The sequence below is a fragment of the Amycolatopsis sp. NPDC024027 genome (assembly GCF_040638975.1).
In the GTDB taxonomy this organism is placed as follows: domain Bacteria; phylum Actinomycetota; class Actinomycetes; order Mycobacteriales; family Pseudonocardiaceae; genus Amycolatopsis.
On sequence record NZ_JBEZYY010000024.1, the window covers coordinates 45875 to 58982 of the forward strand.

Below are 13108 nucleotides of genomic sequence, written 5' to 3' on the forward strand. Positions count from 1 at the left end.
CATGGCAGCACCGGTGATCCCGCCGATCCGGCTGGGGCTGATCGGCACCGGCCTCGCGGTCGAAAAGCTGCACTGGCCGGCGTTGCGCGGGCTCGCCGACCGGTTCGCGGTCACCGCGTTCACCGACTCCTCCGCCGAGCAGGGCAGGCGGTTCGCCGGGTACAGCGGGACCGATCCGGCCCGGGCCGTCGCCGGCCGGGCCGCGCTGCTCGCCCGCGAAGACGTGGACGCCGTGCTGATCTCGGTGCCGATCCCGCACCTGTACGAAGTGGCGCGAGACGCGCTCACGGCCGGCAAGGACGTGTTCTGCGAGAAGCCGGCCGGTGCCGACGCGGAGCAGGCCGCGGCCTTCCTCGCCCTGGCGGCCGGGCACCCGGACCGCACCTTCATGGTGGGCGAGAACTACTTCTACCGCGACGACCTGCGCTACGCCCGCGCGTTGCTCGACGACGGCGCGATCGGCCGCCCGCACCTGATGGCGTGGCGGTACGCCGTGCGGTCGGTGCCCCGTGCCGGCGGGTTCACCGGCACGCCGTGGCGGCAGCGGCCGCAGTACCGCGGTGGCGTGCACCTCGACTTCGGCGTGCACCACATCGCCCAGATCCGGCTGCTCTGCGGCGACATCGCGCGGGTGCACGGTGCCGTGCAGGCGGCCAACAGCACGATCGACGCACCGTCGGACCTCGCGCTCAACCTCGTCTTCGCCGGAGGCGCCATCGGCAACTACACCGCGTCCTTCCCCGACATCCCGGTGCCGCCCGAACCCAACGAAATGCGGCTGTACGGCACCGAGGGCGTGCTCGTGCTCGCCGGATCCGAGCCGGAGTGCCGCGTGACGCGCAGCGGCCCCGACGCCACCACCCACACGACAGTCTTCCGCGGCAGCGACAACGGCTACCGCGCGGAGCTCGTCGACTTCGCCGACGCCGTGCAGTTCGGCGTGCGGCCGGTCGGCAGCGTTGCCCAAAGCGTCGCCAACGCGATGGTCGTCCAGCGGGCGTTCGACTCCGCGGAACGGGCGGCCGCGCTGGCGCTCGACCCCGTGCCCGGCGCGGGCCCGGTGCCGCTGTGGCGGCCCCGCGGATCGACCGGGCTGTTCGACGGGCTGCCAGGACAACGCATCAGCAGTTCGGCGTCCTTCGCCGCTTGAACGACCCACAGCTCGACAGACACACAGCTCGACAGACCCACAGCTCGCTGGACCTACAGCTCGCTGGACCTACAGCTTGATGGACCTACAGCTTGATGGACCCACAGCGCGGCACTCGCCCCGCTGCCCCGCCGGTTGCACCGTCGCCCCGTCGGTATGAGGAGTTGTCATGGAAGAGAACACGGACTGGTCGAGACGCTCGTTCCTCGGGCTGAGCGCGCTGGGCGTGCTCGGTCTCGCCGGCTGCGGGAGCGGTCCCGCCCCCGCGCCGCAGGTCGACGTCCAGGTGCCGAAGGCGCTGCTCGACCAGGCAGCCGCGCTCCGCGGCGGGTCGGTGGGGATGCTCTCGCAGAAGCTGTACGCGGAGGCCGCCAACAAGGCGCTGGACAAGTCGCTGCAGGTGTTCGCCTCCGCCACCGGCACCACGATCCGCAACGACCTGGTCTCCGGCGACGCCGGCGACATGGTCGCGAAGATGGACGCCGACGTGAAGGCGGGCACCGCCCGCGATCTGGCTTTCGTGAGCGACCGGCGGTTCGTCGGCCAGCTCCACAACCTCGGCGCCCTCACCGACGTCACCGACGTGGTCACCGAGATGAAAGCGCTTTACGGCGAACCCGCGACGGAGGCGAACGACTACTGCGTGTTCGACGGCCGCTGGTTCGCGATCCCGTACCACTTCATCGCGTCCGGGATGTACCTGCGCAAGGACTGGTACCAGGAAAAGGGGCTCCCGCTCAAGCCGCACTACACGTGGGAAGAGCTGCGCGACAACGCGTTGGCGGTCTCCGACCCGGCGAAGCGGCGCTTCGGCTGGGGGCTCACGGTGAACCGCTCCGGCGACGCCAACGGCTTCATCGCGAACGTCATCAACACCTACGGCGGGGCGATCGCGGACAACACCGGCACGAAGGTGGTGTTCAACTCGCCGGAGACCGTCGCCGCCGTCACGTTCATCGGCGACATCTACACGAACCCGAAGTACAAGCCGATGCTGCCACCCGGGATCGGGAGCTGGACCGACTCGAGCAACAACGAGAACTGGCTGGCCCAGATCCTCGGGCTCACGCTCAACCAGTTCAGCGTCTACGCCGACTCGAAGACCAAGAAGAACCCGGTGTACGCCAACACGCACGTGTTCAACGGCGCCACCGGGCCGGCGCTCGACCGGCCGCTGGCGTACGGCGAGTCCAACTCGTTCGTCGTGTTCAAGGGGGCGAAGAACCCCGCCCTCGCCAAGCTGGTGGCGAAGTTCATGGTCGGCGGGAGCGCGCTGCTCGGGGTCGCGAAGGAAGCGCCGTGCCTGGTCAACCCCTCGTGGGACAAGGTGTGGGACTCCGACCCGTACTACACGAGCGGTGATCCGGCCTTCCCCGCGCTGCGGGAGCAGACCCGCGCGCAGCTCCCGGTGACCACCAAGACCGGCTACGCGTTCCCCCAGACCCCGAGCCCCGGCGAGCAGGCCGCGACCGCCGCCTACCTGCTGACCGACATGATGCAGTCGGTCATCCAGGGCACCCGGCCGGCCGACGCCGTCGCCGCGACCCACGGCCGGATCGTCCAGATCTTCGAGCAGCAGGGCTACCGGCAGTGACCATCCTGCGTCCGAAAAGGACACCCTCGGCGCCGGCCCGCCCGGCGCCGGGCGGGTCGTCCTCGCTCACGCCGACGCAGCGGCGGCTCGGGCGAGACTGGCGCCTCGCCGCCGTGTTCATCGGGCCGACGCTGGTGCTGGTGGCCGGCCTGATCCTGGTCCCGATCGTCAGCTCGGTCCTCACCAGCGTAACGGAGCGCCACGGTGCGGAGACGGTCTTCGCCGGGCTGGACAACTACACCGCCCTCATCGACGACGCCTTGTTCCACAAGGGCGTGCTCAACTCGTTCGTCTTCACCGCCTACGCCGAGATCTTCAAGGTGACCTTCGGTCTCATCGCGGCGTTGATGCTGCACCAGATGCGCCGCGGCCGGGCGATCATCGCCGGGGTGATCCTGCTGCCGTGGGTGATCCCGACGGTCGTCACGGCCTTCACCTGGCGGTCCCTGCTCGACCCGATCTTCGGCAGCGTCAACGTCCTGCTCACCGACTCCGGGATCGGGCCGGCCCTCGCGGCGATCGGGCTTGTCGACAAGTGGCCCGCGGAGTGGCTGTCCGACCCCGCGCTCGCGATGCCGGCGGTCATCCTGGTCAACGTCTGGAAGGGCATCCCGTTCTTCACGGTGACGTTCCTCGCGGGGCTCAAGGCCATCGACGCCAACCTCCACGAGGCGGCGATGGTGGACGGCGCCTCGCCGTGGCAGCGCTTCCTGCACATCACGCTGCCCGGGCTGCGTCCGGTCATGATCGTGACGGTGCTGCTGTCGTCGATCTGGACGTTCAACAACTTCGACCTGATCTGGCTGATGACGCAAGGTGGCCCGGGCGACGCCACCGCCCCGTACGTGATGGTGGCCTACTCGAAGGCCATCCAGCAGCTGCAGCTGGGCGCGGGCGCCGCGGTCACGCTGGTGATGCTGCCGATCATCGCCGTGCTCGTGGTGATCCTCGTGCGGATGATGCGCCGCAGCGACCAGCCGGGCGCGGCCGATCTGGGGCGACGGCGGCTGACTGACGGTCAGCGCCGGGCGTTGCCGTGGGTGATCGTCGCGGGCTCGGTGCTCGTGCTGGTCTGGGCGTCGCCGCAGATCGTCTGGAAGGCCGTGCTCGTGCTGGGCGTGTTCGTGGTGCTCGCAGCGGCCGTCGGCCGGCTCGTCTCCGCGCTCGCCGCCCGGAGCAAGCGGCTGGCCGCCCGCCTGGTCGGTGGCGGCGGCTCGGGGGTGGCGCTGGTGGGCCTGCTGGGGTTCGTGCTCGCCCCGATCTACTGGATGACGATCACGGCGTTCAAGTCCGACGACCAGATCGTCGCGCGCACCGACGACCTCTGGCCGACCCCGTGGAGCACCGCACAGTTCACCAACCTGTTCACGGGCGCGTTCGGCACCTGGTACGTCAACACGATCCTGGTGTCGGTGGCGTCCACCGTGATCGCCCTGATCTGCGCGGCGCTGGCCGGCTACGCGCTGGCACGGCTGAAATTCCGGGGTTCGGAGAGCTTCACGGTGACGATCCTGCTCACCTACGTGATGCCGGGCGCGCTGCTGTTCATCCCGCTGTACCAGCTGATGAGCGGGATCGGGCTCAACGACTCGCTGTGGTCGCTCGTGCTCGCCTACCCGACGTTCACCCTGCCGTTCGCGACGTGGCTGCTCGTCGGCTACTTCAAGTCGATCCCGGCCGACCTCGAGGAGGCGGCACTGGTCGACGGCTGCACGCGGTTCGGGGCGTTCCGCCGGATCGTGCTGCCGCTGGCCAAGCCGGGCCTGCTCGCGGTCGCGCTGTTCACGCTCACCAACGCGTGGAACGAGTTCCTGTTCGCCTTCGTGTTCATCACCAAGGACGAAAACAAGACGCTGCCCGTCGGCATGCAGTCGATGATCTTCAACGACGTCGTGCCGCAGGGACAGCTGGCCGCGGCGTCGCTGCTGGTCAGCATCCCGGTCGTGCTCATGTACGGATTCGGGCAGCGGTTCCTGACCGAGGGCCTCACCGCGGGGGCCGTGAAGGGATGAGCGCGATCACGGAGGAGCACGTCGCGACGGCGTCCCGGCCGAGCGACCTGCGCATCACCGACCTGCGGGTGGCCACCGTGGCCGGCGTGCCGTTCCGCTCGTCGATCGTCCGGATCGACACCAACCAGGGCCTGGTCGGGTACGGGGAGGTGCGCGACCAGGCCAGCGCCACCTACGCGCTCATCCTCAAGAGCAGGCTCGTCGGGGAGAACCCCTGCAACGTCGACAAGATCTTCCGCAAGATCAAGCAGTTCGGGTTCCACGGCCGCCAGGGCGGCGGCGTCTCGGGCGTCGAGATGGCGCTGATGGACCTGGCGGGCAAGGCCTACGGTGTGCCCGCGTACGCGCTGATCGGGGGCCGGTTCCGGGACGAGGTCCGCTGCTACGCGGACACGCCGTCGCTGCCGGACCCGCACGCGATGGGCGCCCGGCTGCTGGAGCGCAAGCAGCGCGGGTTCACGATGCTGAAGATGGACGTGGGCATCGACCTGCTGTGGGACGTGCCGGGGGCGCTGATCGCGCCGCCGGGTGCCCGCGAGGATGTCACGACGATGCACCCGTTCACCGGCATCCAGGTCACCGCTCGCGGCGTCGAGCACTTGGTATCCTATGTGGACATCGTGCGGTCGGTGGTCGGCTACGACGTCGCGCTCGCCGCCGACCACTTCGGCCACATCGCCCTCGACTCGGCCATCCGGATCGGCCGCGCGCTGGAACCGTTCACCCTGGCGTGGATCGAGGACCTGATCCCGTGGCAGCTGACCGGCCAGTGGCGGCAACTCACCGAGGCCGTCGCCGTCCCGACGTGCACGGGGGAGGACATCTACCTCCTAGAGGGTTTCCGGCCGCTGCTGGACGCGGGCGCCATCCGCATCGTGCACCCCGACCCGGCGACGGCGGGCGGGATCGCGGAGACCAAGCGGCTCGGCGACTACGCGCAGGAGCGCGGGATCGCGATGGCGCTGCACCTGGCGGCGTCGCCGATCGCGACGATGGCGTGCGTGCACCTGGCGGCCGCCACGGAGAACTTCCTCGCCCTCGAACACCACGCGGCCGAGGTGGACTTCTGGAGCGACCTCGTCACCGGCCTGCCCCGCCCGCTGATCCGCGACGGCCACATCACGGTGCCGGACACGCCGGGGCTGGGGTTCGGCGATCTGGACGAGGACCTGCTGCGCCGCCACCTCGACCCGCGCGACCCGGTGTTCTTCGCCGAGACGACGCACTGGGACTCCGAATCGAGCCACGACCGGCTGTGGAGCTGAGTGGTCTGCCGTGACCAGGCCGCCCGAAAGCGCTGTCAGGCCCGGCCCTGTTCGGCCCGCCACCGTTCGTACTCGGGCCGGGCCTCGTCCGACAGCGGGTAGTACCGCCGCAGGTCGCCGCCCTCGGCCAGCCGGAGCCGGGAAAACTCCTCCCACTCCGCGTGCTCCTGGGCGTGGGCCACCAAAGCGGGGGCGAGCTTGACCGGCACCACGACCGCCCCGTCGTCGTCGGCGACGACGATGTCGCCCGGCTCGACGAGCGTGCCGCCGCACGCCACCGGCACGTTGACGGCGGCCGGGACGATGCCGGTCTGGGCGTGGAAGTTCGGCGTGGCGCCGCGAATCCACAGCCCGAGGCCGAGCTGCTTGGCCTCGCCGGTGTCCCGCAGGCAGCCGTCGACGACCACGCCGAGGCCGCCGCGGCCCTTGAAGTAGGTCAGCATCATCTCGCCGAACACGCCGCTTTCCATGTCCCCGCGCGCGTCGACGACGATCATGTCACCGGGCCGGGCGTGGTACATGACGTGCCGGTGCAGCTGCTTCTCCGGTTCTTCGTATTCGTCGACGGGGTAACGGTCTTCCCGCTTCGGCAGGAACTGCAGCGTCAGCGCCGGGCCGGCCACGCGCACGCCGGGGGTCACCGAAACCGGGCCACGGATGAAGGCGCTGCGGATGCCCATGCGGCTCAGCTCGCCGCTGGCCGTCGCGCTGCCGATGGCCGCGAGGGCCGCACTGAGCTCGGCGGGCGGGCGAACGATGTCGGGCGTCTCGACCACGTCGGTAGCTCCCTTGGTCCACATGGGCGGAAACTCCTCGGAGAGTTCCTTCCCCAGCCTAGTCCGGCGAACCCGCGAACGCCGGTACAACGTCCGGTCCGGCTGCGCTTCAGGGCGCGAACCCGTTCTCCGGCAACGGCAGCGTGAGCCGGAAGCAGGCGCCTTCCCCGAGCGTGGTCTCGAGTTCGACGTCGCCGCCGTGGGCGCGGGCGAGGGAACGGGCGATGGCGAGGCCCAGGCCGGCGTCGGCGCCGGGCGTGCGCGTCCGGGAGCGGTCGGCCCGGTAGAAGCGGTTGAAGACGCGGCTCGCCTGCTCGGCCGTCATCCCCGGACCCTCGTCGGCCACCTCGAGCACCGCGCGGCCGTCCGCAGTCCCGACCCCGATGCGCACGCGCGTGCCCGGTGGCGTGTGGGCGGCGGCGTTGCCCACGAGGTTGGTGACGACCTGCCGCAGCCGCGCTTCGTCGGCGTCGACCGGGGCCGGGCCGGGCGGGCCGGCACCGCCCGGGCCGGTCAGGGAAACGGCGCGGGCCGGGTCGAGGGCCCGCAGGTCGTGCCGGGCGTCGCCGGCGAGGGTGCGCAGGTCCATCGGAGCCCGGTCGAGCTGCTCTTCGGGTGCCTCGTCGAGCTGGGCGAGCAGCAGCAGGTCCTCGGTCAGCGCGGTGAGCCGGGTGGCTTCGCGGTCGATGCGGCGCATCGTTTCGTCCACATCGGACGGTCCGGGCAGTGCGCCCATCCGGTAGAGCTCCGTGGACCCCTTGATGCCGAACAGCGGGGTGCGCAGTTCGTGGCTGACGTCCGAGACGAAGGTGCGCATCCGCGCCTCGGACGCGGCCCGGTCGGCGAAGGCCCGTTCGAGCTGGCCGAGCATCGTGTTGAGCGACCCCGCGAGGTGCCCGATCTCCGTGCCGGGCGACGCGAGGTCCGGGACGCGCCGGGTGAGGTCGCCGCCGGCGATCGCCGCGGCCGTGTGCTCGATCCGGCGCAGCGGCCGCAGGCCCCGGCCGAGGGCGAGCCAGCCGGCCGCGGTCAGCACGACGAGCAGCGCGGCGCCGGTGACCAGGCTGCTCGTCCGCAGCTGGGCGATCGTGGCGTCGGCTTCGGCGAGCGGCGCGGCCGAAACGACCGTCCCGCCCCAGCGGGCGGCGGGTCGCGCGACGGCCCGCCAGCGCTGCGACCCGTCGATGGCGTCCAGGTCGACGGCCGTCCCGTCGGCCGGGACCGTGCGCAACGCGTCGATCGGCGGCAGTGCCGCCCCCTCCACCCGCGACGAGTGCAGGCCGCCCGCCACCGCGCCGCTCGCGTCGAGGTACACGACGTACGGGGTGCCGAACAGCGCGAGCGCGGGATCGACCAGATCGGGCCGCACGGCCGGGCTCGCGGCCGGGGGCGGCCCCGCCGCCAGGGAGATGAGCTCGGTCATCGACCGCAGCTGGCCGTCGAGGCGGTCGAGCTGGAAGCGCTCCAGCTGCTCGGAAACCAGCGCGCCGATCAGGGTCAGGCCGGCGAGCAGCAGGCCCGCGGTGAGCAGCAGCAGCCGGGCCCGCAGGGAAAGCCGCCTCACCGGCGGGGCTCCCGCAGCACGTAACCCACGCCGTGCACGGTGTGGACGAGCTTCGGCTCCGCGGTGTCGACCTTGCGCCGGAGGTAGGAGATGTAGGTGTCGACGATGCCGGCGTCCCCGCCGAAGTCGTCGCGCCACACCCGGTCGAGGATCTGCGCCTTCGACACCACCCTTCCGGCGTTCTCCATCAGGTAGTGCAGCAACCGGAACTCCGTGGCGGACAAGCGGATCGCCTGCCCCGCGCGCGTCACCTGGTGTCCCTCGGCGTCGAGCGCGAGCGGGCCCACCGTGAGCACGGCCGCCGGGTGGCCCGCGGTCCGGCGGAGGATCGCGCGGATCCGCGCGATCAGCTCCGCCAGGTCGAAGGGCTTCGTCACGTAGTCGTCGGCGCCGAGGGACAGACCGGTGACCTTGTCGGACTGGCGGTCCCGCGCGGTCAGGAACAGGACGGGCACCGGCGCGCCGTGGCCGGGGTGCCGCTCGCGCAGCCGCCGGACCACCTCGAAGCCGTCCATGTCCGGCAGCATGACGTCCAGCAGCACCAGGTCGGGCGGCTCCGCGGTGGCCGCGGCGACGGCTTCCCGCGCGGTGGCCGCCGACGTCACCCGGAAGCCGGCGAACCGCAGCGCGGCGGAAAGCAGCTCGCGGACGGTGGGCTCGTCGTCCACCACCAGCAGCCGGGACGTCATCGCTTCCATACCCGCGAGGATACGGAGATCCCGTCGGCGAGCAGGGAGCCCGCGAAGCCGGCCACCGCGCCGCCCGCGAGCCCGGCCACCACGGCGAGCAGCGGGTTCGCCGTCAGCCGTGCGGCGAAGACCGGCAGCGACAAGCCGAACGCGCCGACGGTGACGTCGACGGAAATCCGCGACAGCAGCGTCACGACGGCGAGCACGGCACCGGTCGCCGGAGCGAACCACCCGGCGAAGGCCGCCGCCCGGCGCAGCGGCCCGCCGGGCCGGCGGCGCCCGGCCGCCAAGGCGAGGCCCCAGCCCAGCAACACCACGGCCGACAGCCCGAGCAGCGGGCCGCCCGTCGAGACCGGCGCGGCGGGCAGCGCGCACGAGAAGACGCCCGAGGAACTGATCGTCCACGGCACGCCGAGCCCCAGCAGCACGGCTCCGCACACCAGCTGGGGGAGAGCGAGCAGGACACCGCCGGCCGCCGCGGCGCCGCCGAACGCCCAGGCCACGGTCAGGCCCAGCACGGCGAGTCCGGCCGCCGGCCACCGCGCGGCCCGCAACCCCGTTGCCACGGCGGGGAATCGCGTGACGAGCCAGCAGACTGCGACGACCACCAGCGCCCCGGCCGCCGCACCCACCACCGCCGGACCGACGGCCACGGAGAATCCGGCGTCGAACCGGCCGGAAAGGGGCAGGCGCGCGGGACCGGCGGCTCGCCCGCAGCCACCCGCACCACCCGCCGTGACGCCGTCGGGCATCGTCAGAGTTCCCCGGGCCAGGAGCGCGATCACGGCGAGTCCCACCGGCAGGGCCACCGCCGCCACGGCACCGCGGACGAGCACCCCGGCTTCGCGGCGCCACAGCAGCAGCGACCCCAGCACCACCGCGCCCGCCAGGGAAACCCCCAGCGGCAGCACCTCGAGGCCGCCCCGCACGGCGATCGGGAGCCCACCGGCCGGGGTCGCGCCGGCCTCGGTCGAGCCGCCCACGGCGAGCGCGACGGCCGCCGCCGTCAGCGCGCCGAGCCCCCCGAAGCGGCCGGCGCCCAGGAGGGCCAGCCCGGCCGCGGCGACACCCGCCATGGCGAGCAATGCGGCGGCCGCCGCCAGCAGGCCCCGGCCCGCCTCCCGCATCACACGTCCCGGCGCTGGAAGACCACGAACGCCACGGCCAGCACGGCGGCGACCCCGGCGCACATCCCGGCCAGGTTCAGCCACGGGTGCGGGAAATCGGGATCGGGGACCGTCTTGAAGACCGCGGCCGCGCCGAGCGTCGGCCAGTAGAAGAGCAGGCCGTGCAGCCACGCCGGAAAGAGCCCCGCGAAGCCGGGGACCAGGAAGACGATCCCGACCAGGGTGGCGAGCGCGCCCGCCGTCGCCCGCATGATCGTGCCCAGCCCGACCGCGAGCAGCGCGATCGCCGCGAGGTAGAGCCCGCCGCCGGCCACGGCGGAGAGCACGCCGGGATCGCCGATCCGCGCGTGCGGCACGCCATGGGCGGCGAGGACGGCCTGGCCGAGGAAGAAGGCGGTGAACATCAGCACCTGGCCCGCCACCACGGCGACCGCGACCGCCACGACCACCTTGGCCGCCAGCAGCCGGTGCCGCCGGGGCGTCGCGGTCAGGGACGTCCGGATCAGGCCGGTCGCGTGCTCGGAGGTGACGACGAGGATGCCGAGCACCCCGACGATCAGCTGCGCGACGATGTACGACGTCAGGCTGCGGCCGGTCGGGTCCCAGGGGTCGTCGCCGGGGTACTGCCGCGCGGCGGCGTTCATGGCGAGGGCGGTGATGCCGAGCCCGACCGCGAACAGGCACGCGAGGGTGTACCAGGTGGAACGCAGGCTGCGTACTTTGATCCACTCGGCGCGGACGGAGTGGGCGAAGGACACGCTCATGCGACGGCCCCCTGGTAGTCGGTGCGGTCCTTGGTCAGCTCCATGAAGGCGTCCTCCAGCGAAACGCGCTGCGGCGTGAGCTCGGCGAGTGCGACGCCGTGGTAGGCCGCGACCTTCCCGATTTCCGCGCTCGTCATGCCGGACACGACGAGCGACGCCTCGGTCCCTTCCCGCACGGCGGCCCCGGCGGTGGCCAGCAGCCGCGCGAAGCCCGGCTCGGAGGTGCGGACGAGCACGGTGCCTTCGCCACGCACGAGCTCGCTCACGGTGGTGTCGGCGACGAGCCGTCCCCGGCCGATGACGACGAGGTGATCGGCGGTCTGCGCCATCTCGCTCATCAGGTGGCTGGACACCAGCACCGCCCGGCCCTCGCGGGCGAGCGAACGCATGAAGTCCCGGATCCAGCGGATCCCTTCGGGGTCGAGGCCGTTCACCGGCTCGTCGAAGATCAGCACCCGCGGGTCGCCGAGCAACGCGGCGGCGAGACCGAGCCGCTGCCGCATCCCGAGCGAGAACCCGCCCGCCCGCTTGCCGGCCACCCCGTCCAGCCCGGTCCGGCCGAGCACCTCACCGACCCGGCGGCGGGGGAGGCCGTTGCTCACCGCGAGGGCCAGCAGGTGGTCGTGGGCCTTCCGGCCACCGTGGACGGCACCGGCGTCGAGCAGCGCGCCCACCTCGGTGAGCGGTACGGGCAGGTCCCGGTAGCGCCGCCCGCCGATGGTGACCGAGCCCCGCGTCGGCGCGGCCAGGCCCACGATCATCTTCATGGTCGTGGACTTGCCGGCGCCGTTGGGCCCGAGGAACCCGGTCACCTGCCCGGGGTGGACGGTGAACGACAGGTCGTCCACCACGGTTTCGGGCCCGTACCGCTTGGTCAGGCCCCGGATTTCGATCGTCATGCCCCGAGCGTGGTGGCCTCGCCTGGCCGGATCCTGGGAGGTGCTGGGAGAACTCTGAGAATCCGGCCGTCAGGGGTGGCTCGGGCCGGGGATCGCCCCGGAAATCGCAACCGGATCGCCGGGCAGGCCGCGTCGTGCGCGCGCCGCGGCCCGGGCGAACACGATGATGTTCTGGGTGAGGAGGGTGAGGCCGAGCATCAGGAGCACGGCGGCTTCGGTCACCAGCGGCGATGCGCCGTGGCGCGCACCATAGGCGCCCAAGGCGAAGCGGAGGGCGATCGACAGTCCCCACAGCAGCACGGTCGCCGGCCCGTAGCGGTACCGGGACACGCCGGCCACGAGGTCGATCCGCACGGTGCGGCCGCGGACGGCGCCGAGCCCGATCGACAAGGCCAGGTCGGCGCTCGCGAGCACGGCGTCGATGCCGTGGAGGGGACGGCCGCCAGCCAGCGGGGGGAGTACCGCGGCGAGCCCGATCAGCACCACGATGCCCGGGAGGAGGAACAGCTTCCGCGGCCGCAGTTCCCGGCCGCGGATCCCGGCCAGGACGAGCAGCACCACCACGGCCGTGCCGATGAGCATCGGCACCGATCCGGCGCCGTCGTCGCCGGTGGCTCCGGGGTACTGGTGAACGAGCATCACGGGCATCACCTTCCGGTGAGATGGGCCGCCACAGCGGACGACAAGGCGGCGCGAAACGACTCGTCGTGGTCCGGATCGTCCGGGTCGTGGCCGAGGCCCGCGAGCCAGGAACGCCGGCCGAGCGCGTAACCGTAGGCGCCGGACAGGGCCAACAGGACGACGGCCTCGATCCGGGCCCGGTCCGGGCGCCGCGGTTCCGGCAGCACGTCGCGGATGCCGTGCTCGATGGCGTCGACCAGCTCGGCCAGGTTCCCCGACGAGGAGGTGCCGAGGTCGTCGGCGTGGAGCTGGGACCACGTCCACAGCCGGACGTACCGCGCGTCCGTGAGCGTGTCGAAGAGGACCTTCGTCATGCCCTCCGCGTACGGCACCCCGTTGTCGGCCCGCATCCGGTCCCGGACGCGTTCGCGCTGCCGCTCGTTCTCGCGGCGCAGCACCGCCTGCACCAGCGCCCGGTAGGTGCCGAAGTAATGGGTCACCAGCCCGTGCGTCACGCCGGCCGCGCCGGCGACGCGGCGCAGCCCGACGCCATCGGGGCCGTGCCGGGCGATGAGGTCGGCCGCGGCGGTCAGGATCTCCTCCCGCGCCTGCTCGGGCGTGCGTCGTCGCCGGGTCATCGAACTCCT

At 72.4% G+C, this 13108-nt stretch carries 12 protein-coding genes; 4 read left to right on the forward strand and 8 right to left on the reverse strand.

Annotation, left to right across the window (positions count from 1 at the left end; all coding sequences use genetic code 11):
• Position 1: 1 nt before the first annotated feature.
• The 4 genes from AB0F52_RS41340 to AB0F52_RS41355 all read left to right on the forward strand — a co-directional run bounded on the left by AB0F52_RS41340 (position 2) and on the right by AB0F52_RS41355 (position 6021).
• Positions 2-1150, forward strand: coding sequence for a Gfo/Idh/MocA family oxidoreductase (locus AB0F52_RS41340; RefSeq protein WP_360183092.1), 1149 nt, complete (start codon positions 2-4; stop codon positions 1148-1150).
• A gap of 169 nt (positions 1151-1319) precedes the next feature.
• Positions 1320-2744, forward strand: a complete 1425-nt coding sequence (locus AB0F52_RS41345; protein ID WP_360183094.1) for an extracellular solute-binding protein — start codon at positions 1320-1322, stop codon at positions 2742-2744.
• Complete coding sequence (locus AB0F52_RS41350) at positions 2741-4756, forward strand: ABC transporter permease subunit (protein WP_360183096.1); 2016 nt, start codon at positions 2741-2743, stop codon at positions 4754-4756. Before AB0F52_RS41345 ends, AB0F52_RS41350 begins: the two co-directional genes overlap by 4 nt.
• The gene (locus AB0F52_RS41355) at positions 4753-6021 is read left to right on the forward strand and encodes a mandelate racemase/muconate lactonizing enzyme family protein (protein ID WP_360183098.1); all 1269 of its coding nucleotides are present in this window, start codon (positions 4753-4755) and stop codon (positions 6019-6021) included. Before AB0F52_RS41350 ends, AB0F52_RS41355 begins: the two co-directional genes overlap by 4 nt.
• 35 nt (positions 6022-6056) lie before the next feature.
• Here the strand turns inward: AB0F52_RS41355 and AB0F52_RS41360 are convergent, their stop codons facing one another.
• The 8 genes from AB0F52_RS41360 to AB0F52_RS41395 form a co-directional block, all read right to left on the reverse strand.
• A complete protein-coding gene (locus tag AB0F52_RS41360; RefSeq protein WP_360183100.1) occupies positions 6057-6821 on the reverse strand; it encodes a ribonuclease activity regulator RraA in 765 nt (254 codons plus the stop codon).
• 85 nt (positions 6822-6906) lie between these two features.
• Positions 6907-8361 (reverse strand): HAMP domain-containing sensor histidine kinase, encoded by a 1455-nt coding sequence (locus AB0F52_RS41365; RefSeq protein WP_360183102.1) that lies wholly within the window; start codon positions 8359-8361, stop codon positions 6907-6909.
• The gene (locus AB0F52_RS41370) at positions 8358-9050 is read right to left on the reverse strand and encodes a response regulator transcription factor (protein WP_360183281.1); all 693 of its coding nucleotides are present in this window, start codon (positions 9048-9050) and stop codon (positions 8358-8360) included. Before AB0F52_RS41370 ends, AB0F52_RS41365 begins: the two co-directional genes overlap by 4 nt.
• Positions 9047-10177 (reverse strand): streptophobe family protein, encoded by a 1131-nt coding sequence (locus tag AB0F52_RS41375; RefSeq protein ID WP_360183104.1) that lies wholly within the window; start codon positions 10175-10177, stop codon positions 9047-9049. Before AB0F52_RS41375 ends, AB0F52_RS41370 begins: the two co-directional genes overlap by 4 nt.
• On the reverse strand, positions 10177-10941 hold the full coding sequence (locus AB0F52_RS41380; protein ID WP_360183106.1) for an ABC transporter permease: 765 nt from the start codon (positions 10939-10941) through the stop codon (positions 10177-10179). The genes AB0F52_RS41375 and AB0F52_RS41380 overlap by 1 nt, the downstream gene beginning before the upstream one ends.
• Complete coding sequence (locus tag AB0F52_RS41385) at positions 10938-11840, reverse strand: ATP-binding cassette domain-containing protein (protein ID WP_360183108.1); 903 nt, start codon at positions 11838-11840, stop codon at positions 10938-10940. The genes AB0F52_RS41380 and AB0F52_RS41385 overlap by 4 nt, the downstream gene beginning before the upstream one ends.
• 69 nt (positions 11841-11909) lie before the next feature.
• Positions 11910-12482 (reverse strand): hypothetical protein, encoded by a 573-nt coding sequence (locus AB0F52_RS41390; RefSeq protein ID WP_360183110.1) that lies wholly within the window; start codon positions 12480-12482, stop codon positions 11910-11912.
• 5 nt (positions 12483-12487) lie between these two features.
• Positions 12488-13099: a TetR/AcrR family transcriptional regulator gene (locus tag AB0F52_RS41395; RefSeq protein WP_360183112.1), complete on the reverse strand. Its 612-nt coding sequence runs from the start codon at positions 13097-13099 to the stop codon at positions 12488-12490.
• Between the last annotated feature and the right edge of the window lie 9 nt (positions 13100-13108).